General features: G+C 35.2%; 20 protein-coding genes. 17 read left to right on the plus strand and 3 right to left on the minus strand.

The genetic code is table 11. From position 1 onward, the window contains the following. From BCR24_RS16335 to BCR24_RS01745, 8 genes are all read left to right on the plus strand, one after another. Positions 1–179 (plus strand): family 1 glycosylhydrolase (locus tag BCR24_RS16335; RefSeq protein WP_141707025.1); only part of this gene is annotated, 179 nt, incomplete at its 5' end. Between the two features lie 15 nt (positions 180–194). Further along, positions 195–1,007 (plus strand): histidine phosphatase family protein, encoded by an 813-nt coding sequence (locus BCR24_RS01715; RefSeq protein WP_069638839.1) that lies wholly within the window; start codon positions 195–197, stop codon positions 1,005–1,007. Positions 1,008–1,134: 127 nt separating this feature from the next. After that, a complete protein-coding gene (locus tag BCR24_RS01720; protein WP_069638840.1) occupies positions 1,135–1,896 on the plus strand; it encodes a tyrosine-protein phosphatase in 762 nt (253 codons plus the stop codon). A 24-nt stretch (positions 1,897–1,920) separates the two neighbouring features. Then, positions 1,921–2,403 carry a nucleoside deaminase gene (locus BCR24_RS01725; RefSeq protein WP_069638841.1) on the plus strand — a complete coding sequence of 161 codons (483 nt, stop codon included), beginning with the start codon at positions 1,921–1,923 and terminating at the stop codon, positions 2,401–2,403. A gap of 161 nt (positions 2,404–2,564) precedes the next feature. Then, on the plus strand, positions 2,565–2,921 hold the full coding sequence (locus tag BCR24_RS01730; RefSeq protein ID WP_069638842.1) for a cupin domain-containing protein: 357 nt from the start codon (positions 2,565–2,567) through the stop codon (positions 2,919–2,921). After that, on the plus strand, positions 2,905–4,542 hold the full coding sequence (locus BCR24_RS01735; protein ID WP_069638843.1) for a peptide ABC transporter substrate-binding protein: 1,638 nt from the start codon (positions 2,905–2,907) through the stop codon (positions 4,540–4,542). The genes BCR24_RS01730 and BCR24_RS01735 overlap by 17 nt, the downstream gene beginning before the upstream one ends. An 81-nt stretch (positions 4,543–4,623) precedes the next feature. Beyond that, on the plus strand, positions 4,624–5,145 hold the full coding sequence (locus BCR24_RS01740; protein WP_069638844.1) for a GrpB family protein: 522 nt from the start codon (positions 4,624–4,626) through the stop codon (positions 5,143–5,145). A gap of 23 nt (positions 5,146–5,168) precedes the next feature. Continuing rightward, positions 5,169–5,603: a GNAT family N-acetyltransferase gene (locus BCR24_RS01745; RefSeq protein WP_069638845.1), complete on the plus strand. Its 435-nt coding sequence runs from the start codon at positions 5,169–5,171 to the stop codon at positions 5,601–5,603. A gap of 74 nt (positions 5,604–5,677) precedes the next feature. Here BCR24_RS01745 and BCR24_RS01750 read toward each other — a convergent pair whose 3' ends face one another. Together BCR24_RS01750 and BCR24_RS01755 are read right to left on the minus strand one after the other, a co-directional pair. After that, entirely contained in the window at positions 5,678–6,253 is a 576-nt protein-coding gene (locus BCR24_RS01750; RefSeq protein ID WP_069638846.1) for an NAD(P)H-dependent oxidoreductase, read from the minus strand. A gap of 18 nt (positions 6,254–6,271) precedes the next feature. After that, entirely contained in the window at positions 6,272–6,712 is a 441-nt protein-coding gene (locus BCR24_RS01755) for a MerR family transcriptional regulator (RefSeq protein ID WP_069638847.1), read from the minus strand. 449 nt (positions 6,713–7,161) lie between these two features. On the opposite strand from BCR24_RS01755, the gene BCR24_RS01760 reads away from it, so the two are divergent. Further along, a complete protein-coding gene (locus tag BCR24_RS01760) occupies positions 7,162–7,593 on the plus strand; it encodes a hypothetical protein (protein WP_069638848.1) in 432 nt (143 codons plus the stop codon). 152 nt (positions 7,594–7,745) lie between these two features. Here the strand turns inward: BCR24_RS01760 and BCR24_RS01765 are convergent, their stop codons facing one another. Then, complete coding sequence (locus BCR24_RS01765; protein ID WP_069638849.1) at positions 7,746–8,084, minus strand: hypothetical protein; 339 nt, start codon at positions 8,082–8,084, stop codon at positions 7,746–7,748. A gap of 338 nt (positions 8,085–8,422) precedes the next feature. On the opposite strand from BCR24_RS01765, the gene BCR24_RS01770 reads away from it, so the two are divergent. From BCR24_RS01770 to lepB, 8 genes are all read left to right on the plus strand, one after another. Further along, positions 8,423–9,115 (plus strand): winged helix-turn-helix domain-containing protein, encoded by a 693-nt coding sequence (locus BCR24_RS01770; protein ID WP_069638850.1) that lies wholly within the window; start codon positions 8,423–8,425, stop codon positions 9,113–9,115. Positions 9,116–9,452: 337 nt separating this feature from the next. Continuing rightward, the gene (locus BCR24_RS01775) at positions 9,453–12,809 is read left to right on the plus strand and encodes an isopeptide-forming domain-containing fimbrial protein (RefSeq protein ID WP_069638851.1); all 3,357 of its coding nucleotides are present in this window, start codon (positions 9,453–9,455) and stop codon (positions 12,807–12,809) included. A gap of 22 nt (positions 12,810–12,831) precedes the next feature. Next, positions 12,832–13,182 (plus strand): LPXTG cell wall anchor domain-containing protein, encoded by a 351-nt coding sequence (locus BCR24_RS01780; protein ID WP_069638852.1) that lies wholly within the window; start codon positions 12,832–12,834, stop codon positions 13,180–13,182. After that, entirely contained in the window at positions 13,179–13,988 is an 810-nt protein-coding gene (locus BCR24_RS01785; protein ID WP_069638853.1) for a WxL domain-containing protein, read from the plus strand. The genes BCR24_RS01780 and BCR24_RS01785 overlap by 4 nt, the downstream gene beginning before the upstream one ends. A 49-nt stretch (positions 13,989–14,037) precedes the next feature. Next, positions 14,038–14,823 (plus strand): WxL domain-containing protein, encoded by a 786-nt coding sequence (locus tag BCR24_RS01790; protein WP_069638854.1) that lies wholly within the window; start codon positions 14,038–14,040, stop codon positions 14,821–14,823. Between the two features lie 116 nt (positions 14,824–14,939). Continuing rightward, the gene (locus BCR24_RS01795; RefSeq protein WP_069638855.1) at positions 14,940–16,010 is read left to right on the plus strand and encodes a WxLIP family cell surface protein; all 1,071 of its coding nucleotides are present in this window, start codon (positions 14,940–14,942) and stop codon (positions 16,008–16,010) included. A 49-nt stretch (positions 16,011–16,059) separates the two neighbouring features. Continuing rightward, positions 16,060–16,722: a hypothetical protein gene (locus BCR24_RS01800; RefSeq protein ID WP_069638856.1), complete on the plus strand. Its 663-nt coding sequence runs from the start codon at positions 16,060–16,062 to the stop codon at positions 16,720–16,722. Between the two features lie 12 nt (positions 16,723–16,734). Beyond that, positions 16,735–17,436: a signal peptidase I gene (lepB, locus tag BCR24_RS01805; protein ID WP_239574276.1), complete on the plus strand. Its 702-nt coding sequence runs from the start codon at positions 16,735–16,737 to the stop codon at positions 17,434–17,436. Positions 17,437–17,516: the final 80 nt, after the last annotated feature.

Genomic DNA, 17,516 nt, shown 5'->3' on the forward strand with positions numbered 1-17,516 from the left:
CATGGGGCTGTATCGATCTTGTTTCAGCTGGAACTGGCGAAATGAAAAAACGCTATGGATTCATTTATGTCGATCGCGATAACGAAGGAAATGGCACTTTGAAACGTTCGAAGAAAAAATCATTTGACTGGTATAAAAAAGTCATTGCGACAAATGGGGAAGATTTGACGAACGCATAATGAGGAGACAATCAAATGAAAAAAGCACTAAAATTGTTTGGAATTTTAATGTTAGGATTGTTAGTCGTTGCCGGTTGTGGCAACGAAAAGAAAGAAGAATCATCAACCGCTAAAAAAAGACCAGAAGAGTTGACTCTATATATTGTCCGTCATGGTAAAACCATGCTAAATACGACTGATCGGGTTCAAGGGTGGTCAGATGCAGTTTTAACTAAAGCAGGTGAAGATGCCGTAACAGCTGCAGGGGTTGGCTTAAAAGATATTGATTTCCAAAATGCTTACAGTAGTGATAGCGGTCGAGCAATTCAGACAGCTAATTTGATCGTAAAAGAAAACAAAAAATCATCTGATTTAAAAGTGATTACAGATGAACGTCTAAGAGAATTTAATTTTGGAACATATGAAGGTGACTTAAACTACACAATGTGGCAAGATATTGCCGATGATCAAGGAGTCACATTAGAAGAATTTTTAAAGAATATGACGCCCGAATCGTTTGCCAATAGTGTCGCCAAATTAGATGCTAAAAATGTCGAAGAAGCTAAAGTCAACTGGCCAGCAGAAGACTATAAGACAATTACTACTCGACTTCAAGCAGGGTTAGAGGACATCGTTGAAAAAGAAATGAAAAATGAAGGGTCTGGAAATGTTCTGATCGCATCACATGGATTAAGTATCTCTGCATTATTGGCTACTCTGTTTGATGACTATAAAATTCCAGAGGGTGGATTAAAAAACGCAAGTGTTTGTACTGTAAAGTATAAAGATGGCAAATACACATTAGATAAAGTCAATGATTTAAGTTATGTGGAAGCTGGACAAAAATAAATGCTTGGAATGAAATGATTTTTTACACTTAATTCAGGTTTGATTTATACAAAATTCGATCAAAGAAACATTTTTGATCGAATTTTGTGTATAATAAGAACAAAAAGAAGGAAAAGGGCTAAAAAATATGGTAACTATTACAAATTTTCGTGACATCGGTGGTATAAAAAATAAAGAAGGAAAACAAATCAAAAAAGGGGTGTTTCTACGCTCTGGAGAGTTGTCTAATTTAACCAATGATGACCAAAAACGTTTAGAAACAACCTATCATTTAGGCAAAATCATTGATTTAAGAAGTGAAGCAGAAGTAGAAGAAAGACCAGATATATCTGTCCCAAAAACAGAATATATCCATATTGATATTTTAGAAGATATTCAAGATGAAGGAGCTTCTATCAGTGATTTCGTTAAAATTGGTTCTCCAGAAAAGTCTGCCTCTTACATGGAAAAATTATACGCAGATATTGCGTTGAATACGACTGCTCAAAAAGGCTACAATAAATTTTTTGAAGAAATTTTAGCTTTGCCGCAAAAAGAAAGTATTTTATTTCACTGTTTTGCTGGGAAAGACCGTACTGGAATTGCAGCATTGTTGATTTTAGAAACATTAGATGTACCAAAAGAAGCGATTTACACAGATTATTTAGTAACAAATAATTTAAGAAAAAAAGAAAATGCCATGATTTTAGAGCAAGCTAAAACAGCACAGCTAGAAGAGTCTAATTTAGAAGCATTACATGTTGCTTTAAATGTTGATAGTCGTTATTTAGATAATTTTTATAAGACTGTTGAAAAACAATACGGTGATATCACGACTTATTTAAAACAAGCAATTGGGATCGATAAAACAACAAAAGAAACGTTGAACCATCGTTTTACTTTAGAATAAATGCGATAGAAGTAGAGGTTGATTATGAATAAGAAGCAACATATTGAACGGCTGAATCGGTGTATCGAAATTTCTAGAAAGGCCCGTGAGCATGGCAACACTCCGTTTGGGGCTTTGCTAGCTGATAAAGCAGGAAATATTCTTTTAGAGCAGGAAAATGTCGAAATTACTGAAAATATCTGTACAGGCCATGCGGAAACTACTTTGGCAGCAAAAGCTTCACAAAAATATAGCAAAGAATTCTTGTGGGAGTGTATACTATATACTACAGCTGAACCATGTGTAATGTGTACGGGAACAATCTACTGGGGAAATATAGGAACGATCGTTTACGCAATGACTGAAAAGCGATTACTAGAATTAACTGGAGATAATGATCAAAACCCAACATTCGATTTACCTTCGAAGGAAATCCTAAGCCATGGACAAAAGAATATTCAAATCATAGGTCCATTTCCAGAAGTCGAGCAAGCAGCAGCAGCTGTTCATCACGGTTATTGGAACTAACTAAAAAGTAGAAATCATTCATTTTGTTGAATCATTTCTACTTTTTTATTTCCTTAAACATAAAATGTCAGAATTTTCCGAAAGGTTATTGACTTATTAGCATGTTAAGGCAATAATAGATAAAATCACTTATAAAAAAATAAGAAGGAGTATAGTATAAAATGATTATTAAGCCATCACTACCGCAAGAAATGACGATTTTTTTCGATGCAGAGAATCAACCAAATAAAAATGTTCAGATGGGCGTTATTGTCTTACAACCAGGAGAAAAACGTCCTTTAGAAGGATTTGCTAGACATGACCAAGATGAATATTCTTACGTTGTCTCTGGTAAAGCACATACGATTTTAGAAGACGGCCAAGATTTGATTGGCACACCTGGCGATGCGCAATTGATCGAAGCAGGTGAAGGACACATCAACTATAACAATGGAGATGAGGCAGCAGTTGTTGTTTGGATGTTAGTTGAGCGAATAGAAACTAAATATAAGGGAGAAATGTATGAAAAAAACAATTAAATCGATCATTGGATTAACCGCACTGATGACCATTATTTCAGGATGTTCTGGTGGAAAACAAAAAGAAGTTGCAGAAGCCACAAAACCGTTAAATTTAATGTCACCTTCAGAATTAACGACTTTAGACACGTCGGTTATGTTAGATTTTCCAGATGCAATCGTCCAAACCGCAGCTTTTGAAGGTCTATACGCACTAGACGACAAGGACCAATTGATTCCGGCTACAGCAAAAGAAATGCCAGAAATCTCTGAAGATGGTAAAACATACACAATCAAGCTAAGAGAAGAAGCTAAATGGAGCAATGATGATCCTGTTACTGCAAAGGATTTTGAATATGCTTGGAAAAAAATGATCGATCCTAGCAATGGATTTGTGTATAGCTTCTTGGTCGTAGATACTATTTTAAATGCTGAAGATATTTCCGAAGGGAAAAAACCAGTCGATGAACTTGGTGTCAAAGCATTAGATGAGCATACGTTGGAAGTCAAATTGAAAGAAGCGAAACCATATTTCACCTCAGTTTTGGCTTTTCCAACGTTTTTCCCGCAAAATCAAAAATTTGTCGAAAAAATGGGTACTGACTATGGAACGACAAGCGAAAATGTTGTTTACAATGGACCATTTACTGTAGCAAATTGGAAACAAACCGATTTAAGCTGGGATCTCAATAAAAATGAAAAATACTGGGATCAATCAAATGTAAAGTCTGACAAAATCCATTATGAAGTCGTCAAAGAGGCATCGACTGCACTGAATCTTTTTGAAGATGGTCAATTGGACGTCGCAACCGTTACAGGTGAACTAGCAAAGCAAAATCAAAGTAATCCAGACTATCATTCATATCCGGCCGCTACGATGAACTATATTCGCTTAAATCAAAAGCGTAAAGACAAAGATACACCGTTAAAAAATGAAAATCTAAGAAAAGCCTTAGCCCTTGGAATCGATAAAGAAAACTTAGTAAATAATATTATTGCGGATGGCTCTAAGCCGTTATATGGAGCAATTACAGAAGGCTTTGTCAGCAATCCTAAAACAGGTGTCGATTTCAGAGAAGAAGCTGGCGATTTGATGAAGTATAATCAAGAAGAAGCCTTAAAATATTGGGCGCTTGCTAAAAAAGAATTAGGGGACAAGATTACATTAGATTTGATGGTCACAGATGATGGTTCTTATAAAAAAATGGGAGAGAGCCTTCAAGGGAGTCTCGAAAAACTATTCTCTGGTTTAACGATCAATGTTTCAGCATTACCGACTGAAACGGCATTGAATCTTAGCCGAGAAAGTGATTACGATATGTTCCTGATCTATTGGACTCCTGATTATCAAGATCCAATTTCTACCCTGAACATGTTACGTACAGGAAATGATCGTAATTACTCTAATCCTAAATATGATGCCTTATTAGATGATGCATCACAAAAATATGCGACTGATTTAGAGAAACGTTGGGAAACGTTGATTGCCGCTGAAAAAGAAGGAATTGAGACAACCGCTGGAATGATTATTATCAGTCAAAATCAACAATCCGTTTTGCAAAATCCACAAGTCAAAGGGCTGAGTTATCATACTTTTGCAGCCCCATTAACCTTGAAAAATGTCTATAAAGCAGTAGAATAAAAGTACTAAAAAAAGTCTTTTAAGAAAGGCTTTTTTTAGTCAAATCAATGAATTGAAAGAAAAGAAATGAGTGTGTGATAGATGACAAGAAAGATAGAAGTCATAGCCCCACAAAAAAGATGGTCAGAACAATTTGAACAAGAACAAGACCGACTAGAAAAGGTATTCAACAAACAAATACTAGCAATTCATCACATTGGTAGTACAGCTATCAAAAATAGTAAGGCAAAACCTGTGATCGATATGCTAATGGTGGTAAAAGATATTCAAGTGATTGACAGCTATAATCAAGAGATGATAAAAATTGATTATGAATGTCTAGGGGAAAATGGTATTCTTGGTCGGCGTTTTTTTAGCAAAGGCGGAGATAATAGAAGTCACCATCTCCACGTTTTTCAAGAAGAGCATCCAGAAATTCAGCGACATTTACTGTTTAGAGATTTTATGAATAGTCATTCAGAGGAAGTTTTGGCATATAGCCGATTGAAGCTAGAACTAGCTCAAAAATTTCCTTATGATATTGAATCATATGTTGCTGGGAAAGATGCTTTTATCAAAAAAATTGATCAAAAAGCAAAAAGTTGGTATGGTAAAATGAAGTAAACATAAGGAGTCCAAATAATTATATGAATAATCGGCGAGTAACAGAAAATGATTATCAGAAGCTTGTAGAAGTTTGGGAAAGAGCTGTTAAGAAAACGCATGATTTTTTACAAGTAAACGATTTTCAAACGATAAAAGTGGAGTTACCAACTTATTTTCCTCATCTAGAGATGAATATTTGGCTAATAGAGGAAAGAATAATCGGTTTTTCTGGTATGGATGGAGATAAACTAGAAATGCTATTTTTAGAGCCAAACGATATTGGAAAAGGCTACGGCAAAAAAATCGTAGCAACATTAATTAAAAAAAATCAGCTTCGATTAATAGATGTTAATGAACAAAATCAGTCTGCGAGAATATTTTATCAAAAAATGGGATTTGAAGAATACGCTAGAAGTGAGATAGACAATGCAGGCAGACCTTATCCAATTCTACATCTACAGAAGAACTGTATTTAAAAAAGTCAAGTAAGGTCCTCTGATAGCTGTAAGAGCTATTAGAGGACCTTAGTTTGCGTTGTATAGTATAAAAATTAAGCGGTTAGTTTGGAACTTCGTGTGAACAGCTTGTTTAAAAAAACTTGACGTTGTTTTTCATTTGAATTTTTTAAAGAAGAGAATGAAAAATGCTTGACCTTTTTGATGCCGGACATACGTAGGACTTGTTTTTTTAGTACGGTACCATAATCTTGTTGGAATAGCGTTTTATACACTTTAGGCGCATCTTCAGTTGTTATGATCCAAGCAGATTTGCCAGTTAAGAGACCAATTGGGAAAAGACCTTTGTAACTATAAGCAAACCCTTTACTAAAGACTTTATCAATAAAACCTTTTAAAATAGCGGGCATACCGCCCCACCAAATTGGAAAAATAAAGACAATATGATCTGCCCAGGAAATCTGTTCCCGATATACGGCTGTTTCTTTATCAAATTGCATGTCTCTTCTTCTTTTTGACTTATTAAAAACTAATACAGGATCAAAATTTTCCTTATAAAGATCAATCGTTTTAACGGTATTTTGTTGCTCAATTCCTTGTTGAATCGTATTTAAAATAGCATGAGTGTAGCCAGTGGTATTAGGGTAAGCATAGATAATCAATATATTCATTAGTATTACCTCCATAGTTTAGTTGTGTAAATCAAAGAAAATCGTATCTGCAAATTCTGCTATTTCTCTTTTCATTTGATCATAGTTCGTTTTGCATTCTTCATACGTTTCTGGAATGGGGAGAGATTGTATTGAATGAATAATCATTTGATAATGTTGAATCGTTGTTTCTAGAGTACGAACTTTATTTGCTAAGAATTCTCGACTACGATTATTACAATCTAGTGAAACAGGATGATCAAATAAATTCAGTAATTCTTTCATCTCTTTTAAAGAAAAATGAGCATATTTCATGACAGAGATGTATTTTAATCGTGCCAAGTCTTTTTGGTCATATAGTCGATAGTTATTTACACCTCTTTGAGGATCGATTAGTTGTTCTTTTTCATAATAACGAATTGTATCTTCACTCAAATGCGTTTTTTGAGCAATTTCTTTAATAGTCCATTTTTTTGTCATCTTGATCCCTCCAAAATCATATTAACATTGGAGCATGCTCCAATGTCAACAGCTAAAATATTTTTTCAAGTCTCTGCTCTAGTTATGTTGAGCATTATTGTGTTAGAGGTACTTAATAATGTGTATAATAGAATTAAAGCTAATCTAACTATTTCTATTCCATAAAAATAGAATTACGTTTTATTTATTTTTGTAAAGTTAATTAAATATTTTTGGTACAAAAATTTTATGATAATTATAACGAGAAAAAATAGCTCTAATTCCCTGTGAACACTAGGGAGTGGGGACTTTTTTTATTTTAAAGTAGAAAAAAAATAGACATACGAATGAAAAAAATGACAAAAAAATTCGATTTTATTAGCATATTACTTGATATAAAAGATTGAGAGATACTATAATGGAAGTAAGTCAGCGGTTTTAGCTGCTTAGTTATGGGAGGAGAGAGCATTATGTTTAGTTATACAGATATGATTTTGTCAGTAATGCAACGAGTTGAAGTCTACAATGAGATTTTTAATGCCATTTCTAAGGAAGTACAAGAGAACAGCTGTAATCAAGCCATTAACAGAAGAGGAAAAGATACGTATGTATTTTGCCGAAGCAATGTTAATCGGTTCCTTGTGGAAGAAGCTAACTTTAGAAAAAATTTAGGTTTTTATGGTGAAAAAGAAGCAACCAAAATTTTATTGGAAGGCTTAGATACCTATAAAGAAGGTATCTACTTTTGGCTAGAAGCATTAAATGATAAATGTGAAGTAATTGATGAAATCAAATATAAGCGTGGCTTACATAGTACAGAAAGCTCGTTTAGATTGATCAATCAAGCGTGTAAAGAAGCTTGTGGTGGAATTCAAAGTGCACATAGTGTTCATAAAATGTAAATACGCTATCAGCAAGATGTAACAAAGATACGATGAGTCAATAATGTATGTTAAAAACATTAGTTGAAATAAGTAACAACTCTATTCGATTTTATTCATATTGTAATTTTCATTTTATTTATTCAAAATTCTCAAAATACCAAGGCAATGATTCATGTTGCCTTGGTATTTTTTTTAATTGCACAAACAAATTTATCAATCAAAGCGTCCAATGCTTTATTTAAGGTTTGAGCATTATCAGTATTTCTATTTAAGAATAAAGGTGGACAAGTGTGCATATCGATTAATTTTGTTGCAACTACCTGATAGTCTTCTAAAAAGACGGTAATCTGAGGATGAACAATCGTTTCACCACAAGAACCAGCAATGAGATAAGCTAATTCTATCTCGTTTTCATTTAGCTTGCGTAATCGATAATAACCATCTTTAATAAATTTCTTTTCTTCATTAAATAGAACAAACAAGCTATTAATTTGTGTACTTCTGTCCATAGCAATTCTCCTTTTTTATTAGTGTATCATACATTAAAAAAGTGTTATAAAATATTTTTCCCTTCAATTGACATCTAATGCAAATACTAGATTACTTAATAAAAAACGATATGAAATTCACATAATTCTCAAATATTTGTATTATTTATTAAAAACGTGATAAATAAAACATTGGAATTATGTAGACTTAGTAAATGAAATGAATTAAACTTATTTTAGTTTGATATATATATTAAATAAATATCTATATTATATCTTAATAGAGATGTATAGGAGATGAAAAACAGCTTTTTTAGGGATGAGCTGTTTGATTAACTAAAATATAAAGGGGACACCACATGTATAATATAGGATTTGTTTTGCTTGATGATGATACAAATGAGCAAAAATACATAGACTCACTAAATAGTGCTCAATTACATGTACATCCGATTAATAAAAATGAAGTTATTGAAACAAACGAAAATTATAATGGCATAGTGATTAATGAATACCATATACAAAATATTGGGTTGATTTGCGAGTTAATTTTATCATTAAAGAAAAAGACTGATATTTTTATTTGGGTGATTTCAAAGCGAGAGAATAAAATGAATCATATTGTGTACTTGCAACTAGGTGCGGATGGAATCATCGATCCTGAGACCGACACAGAAGAATCGAAATTACTGATGATAAATACCTTTAATCGATATAGTAGGATGTCTCTAAATGATTCGGAGCAGATAAGTAAATCAGAAGGGAATACAGAACTTCAATTACGCCCATGTAATTTTAGCGTCTTAATGAATGGCGAAGAGATTAGTTTGACTAAATTGGAATTTAAAACAATCGAATTTTTACAAACACAAAAAGGTGTAGCTGTTTCCTATGAAGAAATCTATAAAAACGTTTGGGAAAATGACGGAAACGACAAACAATATCGAGTCTCAAATCTGATTTTCCATCTAAGACAAAAAATTGAAAAAGATGCAGCACATCCTAATTATATCAAAACAGTTCGTTCAAAAGGATATAAGCTGACGCTATAAGCAATCACGTTAATTATAATAAAACAAATAGTCATGGCGGTTGATCTATTAGGAGACGAAAGACAATGACGGTGACAAAAAAACAAGTAAAAATGTTTTCTCTTTTTCAAGCCGATTGTTGAGCATAAACAAAATAGAGAAAATCAGTGCATGTTTGCCAACATCCGCTTAGAGAACTGCCATTCTCAAAGGATTTGTAAACAAAAATTCAGCACTAATTTCCCCCTGCATTGTGAATGTATCAAAAAACGAAACAATTGGCAAGGAAAATAGAAATAGATTGTGCATCTTTTAAGACAGATGTGTAAAAAATTGTTAAGGGAGGAGTTGAGAAGATATGAAAATCGGAAAAAAGTCTTATTTTATTGGACTAGTTATTTTTCTGTTCAGTATTTTAGCGGTTATTTTATTTAATAACTCTAACAAAATTGAAGCAGCTGAGGAACCTTTGATAGGAAACGTGGATTCTTCCACTCTATTAAAAACCGAAGAGGATTTGCATAATCAAGAAACGATCACTGTTCCTCAAATGGAAGCTTACATGGATGGAACTAATTATCAACCAGCTCAGACCAAAATTGAGAATAAAATCACTGGAAGCATGACAAATGAGCAGTATCAAACACAATATGCTGATTTGAATGCTCAGCAAAATCAAGCATGGAATACTCAATATAATTTCCGACCTGATACCAATGCGGTCCATGTAGGAACTTGGGCTGAGTTTAGAGCAGCTTTTGAGAATAATCAAGTCTCAAAGATCATCCTTGATGCAGATATTTTTTATGGCACTGCGATTGCTATCTCTAGAGCAGAATCAATTGAAATAGATGGTCAAGGGCATCTCCTTGAGATGCGAAATGGTTCAATCAATGTTGATGATCTAAATTCTTTGGCAAGTTTTGGCAAAGCGTTTTCTGACGTACCAGTATTCCACATGCATGATATTCAAATTGCGAATAATACTGGGTATGGAGCGCTAGAGGGGAATCTTGGAACTGCGTGGTCATTTGTTAATGGTAAAGGACAATGGGGAACTGGCGGTTCAACCGGCTCAAATAGAAGATTATGGCGTTACAGAATTGGGAATGTTTATACTCCTTATGACACTAGTAAAAAAAGTGATAACCAACGTGTGGGTGGCCGCTTAATCAGTGCTCCTCGTGCTGAAATTAGCATGTATGGATACAATGTCATCGTAACAGGTGCTGAAAATTTCTATACCGGTGGAATGACATTTGAGCCTAGTACCTTTTATAAAGGCACAAACGCTGAGTATGATTATTCAGTTGTTTGGTTCATGGATAATACTGGTAAAAATGGGGACACTGATTCAACAGGGACCAGGAAATTTGATATTGGAGAAGGCAGTTTTGTGTATTTAAATTATACTGCTAATGGCACCAATTATCCTGCAGTGTATAACTTTTTCGATGAGCTAAGAGTCGGGAAAAATGCAACTTATAATGCGAACATGCCAGGATCAGCTGCCTATTTTAATGTGGACGATGCAAGCTTTATAGCGGAAGAAGGTTCAACAGTCAATTTACTTTCTCGTGCTGGCAGTCGAGCTACTGTTCAATCTGGTGCAGTGAATGCTACAAATGCTGGTTCACAAGCAAACCCTAAAAACACTAAATATGAATTTAAGCCTAAATCAAATGTGTTCATTGTTGGGAATAATAATGGTGGAGTTCTTGCATATAACTCAACAAATGGAGGCAATCAGTTCATATTTGATAGTCCAGAGTCATTTGACATTCGTAATTCGTTTAATAGTACAACGACAACCAATGCCTTTTTGGGAGATACAACGTCGAATAGAGGAACCAACAGTTTCACTATAAAAAATTCTGATATATCTATTTGGAATAATCAAGTAGACATTGATGGTGCGCCAACCTATGATTATTCGAATGTGACAGACTTCACTGTAACAAATTCATCTGCAAATGGAGGAGTGACAAGCTCCGATCCGGATCTTCAAAGTCAATATCTTCGTCCAAATTATAAACGTATCTCAGGAATGAATAGTATACCTGAACTAACTTGGACACCCGTAACTGATGCGGATTTCGACCAACAATCACGTATTTTAATAGGATATACAGCAGTTGGTGGTAGTGACCCGTTTGATGAGGATGGTAATGCAAAAACAAAGCCAGTTTATGCAGATAGTATTCGTAAAGCCTATGTCGACTATATAGATACTTTAGGCAACACTTTTACTGGAACTAGTACCGATGATAACTATGTACATTGGAAAAAGGCAGATCATACGATACCAGGATTTCAACTTGCCGAGCAAAATATGTTTGGAACACCATATCGTGCATCCTTTGTTAATAATGTCCTGACCCCTTATAGAACAGGGGAAAAGACACCTACAACAGTAATTGATGTCACGCCACCTGAACCAGCAGTTGTTACAGGGGATAAAGTGACAAATGGGATGAAACAACTAATCGGTAAAGATGCTGAACCAAAAGCTAAAATCTATGTTGATATCAACGGTACACGTCAATCAGCAGTCGGAACAGTGAATGAAGATGGTACGTGGGCCTATAACTTACCTCGTTACTTAAATACTGGTGAGACTGTCCAAATCTTCCTAGAAGACAATGCTGGCAAGATCACAGAAGTTTTAGATCCAGCAGCACCATCGACCAACAGTGATAATGGAAATATCAATCCGGCTACTGAAATGAAATACCGCGATGCCACGTTTAAAGCGGCAACAAAGTATACAGTCGAAGATGCATTACCAGATAAACCACTTATGGAAAAAACAGTTGTTTCTTCTGGCGGACAAACAACCCAAGTTGGGGACGTGTTGACGTATACGTTAACTGCTAAGAATAATAAAGCAGCAACATTTACTACAAATTGGGCAAAAGTTGTGATTACGGATACACTTCCTGCTGGTTTAGACTTTGATCCAGCAACAGCAGATATCAAAATTAATGATGTTACAGCTGTAAGTCCAGCTGATTATACGTATGATTCTGATTCCCGTGTATTAACAGTCAATGTTGGAGATTTAGCAACAGGAGCAACAGCTAAGGTGACATTTAAAGCAACAGTTGCTGCCAAAGCTGTCGGAACGATCATTACGAATGAAGCTGAAGCAATCGGTGATTCTCCAAGAGAAACTCCCTTTGTCGAAGGTCCAAATGATCCAAACGCTAAACATGAAACCTATTCAGCGAAATCACTTGCTGTAGATAATCCTGGCGGCACAGTTTTTGGTGTCTTAGAACTAGCGTCTGCGCCAACGGAAATTGATTTTGGTAGTGTGAAATATCAAGGAAAGAAAACCCGCCTAAATACTGCTGAACATCATGGTGCTGATCTTATTGTTAAAGATAGCCGGGCGAATAAAAAAGGCTGGTCATTAACAGCTAAAATGACGACTCCAATGACAAGCACAACGCCAGATGCTCCTGTCTATACACTAGATGGAGCAGTGAAGTACGTTTACAAAAATCGTGAAATCACGTTAAATGGCGGTGCACAAGATATCATGGTGCAGGATGCTGTTACTGGCGGATCAATCGAAGGCGCGACCTATAACATTAGTGATACATGGTCTGAGTCTGGTGACGGATTCAAATTTGAGGTTTCTGCCCAAGATGTGAAAGCACTTGGTTCTTATCAAGGAGAAATTCTTTGGGAATTGGGCGATGCTCCATAACAGTAAAGGAGATTCTTAATCTATGAGAAAAAAAATCAATATTTTAGTCTTCTCCTTTACTTTGCTATTAACGTTAGTAATCAGTTATCCTTTGACTGCTGCGGCTAATAACAATGGAGGAGAAGTGCAAACAGATGGTGTGATTCGTTTTTATGAAGATAGTTCTTCAACGGAGCCGCCAACAAGCACACAACCATCAAGTAGCACGTTAACAAGCTCAGCCCAAGTTGCTAAACCTGTTGGACGTTATCCGAGCACTGGTGAAATGGTAAAAACAAGTCTTGTATTTACCGGAGCAGCCTTGGTTATTATCGGATTACTTCTGTTTTTCTGGAAACGCAAGAAGGAGAAAGAAGGGCGGGATAACACATGAGAAGATTGAAAAAAACAATTAAATTTCTCGTTATGCCAATTGCTGTGATTTCTTTATTAGTGCTTATCAGTGATACTGCATTCGCAGAAACAGACGCAATGAGCGGACCTGGCAAAATCGAATTTTCAGGTGAATATCCGCAAGACATCGTTGATCCAGAAAAACCGGGTGAAATTGTCGACCCAGGAGAAACACCCCAACTTAAAGGGGATTTGAGAATCGACTTTGTTCCAAAACTAGATTTTTACCAGAATAAAATTTCCGATAAAGATGAGACGTACTACGGAAATGCACAAAATTTCTTTGGTGCAACCAAGCCTAGAGGAAACTTTGTTCAAGTCACTGACTTGAGACAAAAGCCGACTGGTTGGACGTTACAATTGCGTCAGGAAATGCAATTTACCAACAAAGATACAGAACACAGCGAAATCAACGGGGCAATGTTATCACTAGATAAATCCTGGGTAAGTTCTACTCGAGATGCTAGCGGCGCGCCCCAACTCTCAAAAGAGATCATTAATATAGACAATGTCGGTGCTTCGTATAACTTAGCACAAGCAAATGCTGGGCAAGGTGCAGGGACCTGGACGATTTCCTTTGGTGCATCTGAAGAAAATCAGGATAACCAAAAAAACACACTGGAACCTAGACTAGATCATACTGGTCAAGCAGTTTTAGATCCAGTATTTGATAATAAACCTGTCTACTTGAATAAAGCTGTTTCACTATCGATTCCGGGCACAACGATCGTTGATCCGGTACCTTACACTACGGTGTTAACTTGGATATTAGCCGAGTTGCCATAAATAGAAACAACAACACACACTAACACACACAAACTAGGAGGAAACACACATGAAAACAAAAACATTATGTTCAGTAGCATTATTAACTTTAGTAGGAGTAAGCTTAGCGGCACCAGCTGCAGCTAACGCTGAAGCAAAATCATTACCATCAAACGGTAAAATCAAATTTACTGAAGACAACGATCCTAAAGATGTTGTTGATCCAGAAGATCCAGAAAAACCAATTGTAGATCCTAAAGAACCAATCATCGTTAACCCAGATCGTGGTTCATTCAGTATCGATGCTGTAACTGAATTAAACTTCGGTGAAGATAAAGTGAAAGCTTTCGCTTCAAATCCAGAATACTTTGCTGCAGCAATTCCAGTAACAACTGGCACTGGTGAGGATGCCCCACAGGTTACTCGTGGGAACTTCGTACAATTTACAGACGTACGTGGTGTTGCAAATCATAAATACAAAGTAAGCGCACAATTATCTAAACAATTTGAAGCCAATGGTAATGCTGGAACGTTCTTGAAATCAGCTACGATCGATTACTCAAATGCAGCAATCACATCTGCTGACCCAGCAGCACAATGGCCAGCAACAACTGTTGCCGGATTCCAATTAGCAGCAAATGCAGCTGGAACAGGTGCTGGTGATTCAGTAGTAGTGTTAGATAACAAAGAAGCGTCTAAAGGAATCGGAACTTACACAATTGAATTTGGTCAATATGGCGACGGAAAAGCAGATACAACTGCTGAATCTGTTAAATTAACTGTACCAAACACAAACGTTTTACTAGCTGATGAATACACAGCTGAAATCACTTGGACAATCGCTGAAGTATTATAATTTAAACTGAATAAGTAGGTTAAATTATATCGCATACTTTAAGTAGTTATGTTCAAATAAATGGCGAGACAGAAATAATTATTTCTGTCTCAGCCTTTTTAAAGAGAGGGATAGCGATGAAAAAAAAGCATCTATTATTTTTAGTAGTGACATTTATGATAACAATGCTTATGCCAATCAAGACATATGCAGAAGAAAACAGCGGTGGTAACGCAACTGGTTTTACATATGAAACAATTAAACCTGACAATCAGAAGAGTCAAGACACTGGCTACTTTGATTTAAGGATGACACCTGGGCAAAAACAAACTGTAAAAATCAAACTGAAAAACTTGGCTTCAGAAGAAGCAGAAATTTCAGTGAAATTAAACGGTGCTAAGACAAACGCCAACGGAGTTATTGAATATGGTCCGACAACGATTAAAAAAGACAATTCATTAAAATACGATTTTGAAAGTATCGTTAAAGCTCCTGAAACAGTTAAATTGCCAGCCAATGGCGAAAAGGATGTCGACATAGAAATTACGATGCCAGAAGCTTCATTTGATGGAGTGATTTCAGGCGGAATCCAACTGCAAAAAATTGAAAAAGAAGAAGCGGCAAAACCGAAGAAAACGGGCGTTATCAATAAATATGCTTATGTCATTGGGATGTTGCTTTCTGAAACAGACAAAGAAATTCAACCAAACTTAGAACTAAATAAAGTTTATGCAGAATTGAATAATTTTCGAAATACATTTTTTGTGAATTTTTCTAATGTACAACCTGCTTATTTAGAAAATATGACAACACAAGTTCAAATCATGAAGGACGGCAGCGATGAAGTTTTATATGAAACAAAGCGTTCGGGTATGAGAATGGCGCCTAACTCATTGATCAATTTCCCTGTAAGCATGGAAGGTGACCGTATGGTTCCTGGCGACTATCGTGCTAAAATTTTAGTGACGTCTGGTGATAAGAAGTGGGAATGGGACGAAAAATTTAAGGTAACAGATGAAGAAGCAGATAAATTCAATAATCAAGATGCCGGGTTAGAAGACGTTCAAACGTTCAACTGGCAGTTGATTGCAGGAATTGTTGGTGGGGTACTAGTCTTAGCAATCATCATCTTCTTCGTAATCAGAGCAGTGAATAAAAAGAAGCAAACTAAGAAAAAAAAGGCTAGAAAAAAGAAATCCAAAAAGTAATAACTAGTTTAAAAAACTAGCGACATTTTTAAATGAAGGAGGTAAACAAATGACTATATTAGATTGGTTTTTTATTGTTTCTTTGTCCATAGCCAGTGTAGGATTATTATTTGCAGGGACCTCCTTTTATCTGATGATTCAAACTAAAAAAGCTTTAAACAAAGTAAAAAGAACAAAAGTCAAAAAGAAAAAAAAGAAACAAAAAAGACGGAAAATCAGAGAACTAACGAAAAAAAGCAAAAAGCAGCGAACGTTTGGAATCGTACTTAGTATTCTATTTTTACTGTCAACGTTAAGCGCAGGTTATTCATTGTATTATCAATCCATGCATTTAAGCCAAAAAGATTCTAAAGCTGTCATTCAAGGCTATTACCTAGTAGACAATATCGAAAAAGAGCTACAAGCAGCAAAAACGACAGATAATGATGTTAAAGCAGGAAAAAATATTAAATTATTAGCAGGGCAGCTTTCGAGTTATGGTATTTATAAAGCAACGATCAGAAATACCGAACAAGGGCAAAAAGCGTTGAATAAGTACTATAAGTCAATGAAAGAATTAGGAATAAACTTATCCTCTCAAACAGATGGTTTTTTCAAGGATGAGACGCTCTTAAATGAGTTCGAAGCAGACGTTGCAGCAGTTAAGAAAAATCAAGAAGCAGTTGTCAGCTACTTTAAAATCAATGAAAAAGCGTTGGTAAATAAAAAATAACCTGGTGATTTGATGAAAAAAGCAACTCATAAAAATAGAACGAAACGAAAGCCCAAAAAACAGATTACCCAAACAACATCAAATGCTAAAAAAGCAGTCAAAAGAAAAGTTCCCACCAATTCAAAGAAACCGACTAAAAAGCGTAAGAAGAAATTAAATAAGAAAAAGAGCAGAAAAATGAAGCTTCTTTTTTTTGAAATAGGGTTAACTATACTTCTGACAACTGGCGTGGTCTATCTATTATCACTATTTACCTTTTCTCTTACAAAAGTTGAAGGTTATTCTATGAGTGACACTTTGGAAGATAAAGATGTAGTTGTTATCAATAAACTCACGGATATCAAGCGTTTTGATCTTGTCTATATGCGAGTTCCTAACTCTAAAGATAAATCAATTCGAAGGATTATCGGTCGTCCTGGAGAAAATGTATATTATAAAAATGGACAGTTGTATATTAACGAAGTGGAAAAAGACGAGCGTTTTATTGCTGACTACAAAAATCAATTTGAAAAAGATGGTATGATGTTTACCGAAGATTTTACATTAAAGAATTTGACAGGAAAGCCTACGATACCTAAAGGAAAGTATTTAGTTTTAGGCGATAATCGACCCTATGCAACGGATAGTCGTTATTATCAGCTAGTGGATGAAAAAGACATCATTGGGACTGTGGAAATGAGAGTATTACCGTTACATAAGTTACAGAAATTTTAATGAAATATTGAAAAAACACCACGATTTTATGGATTCGTAGGTGTTTTTATTTTATAAATCAATTGCTTATCTATCCAATA

This window comes from Enterococcus ureilyticus, assembly GCF_001730315.1.
In the GTDB taxonomy this organism is placed as follows: domain Bacteria; phylum Bacillota; class Bacilli; order Lactobacillales; family Enterococcaceae; genus Enterococcus_L; species Enterococcus_L ureilyticus.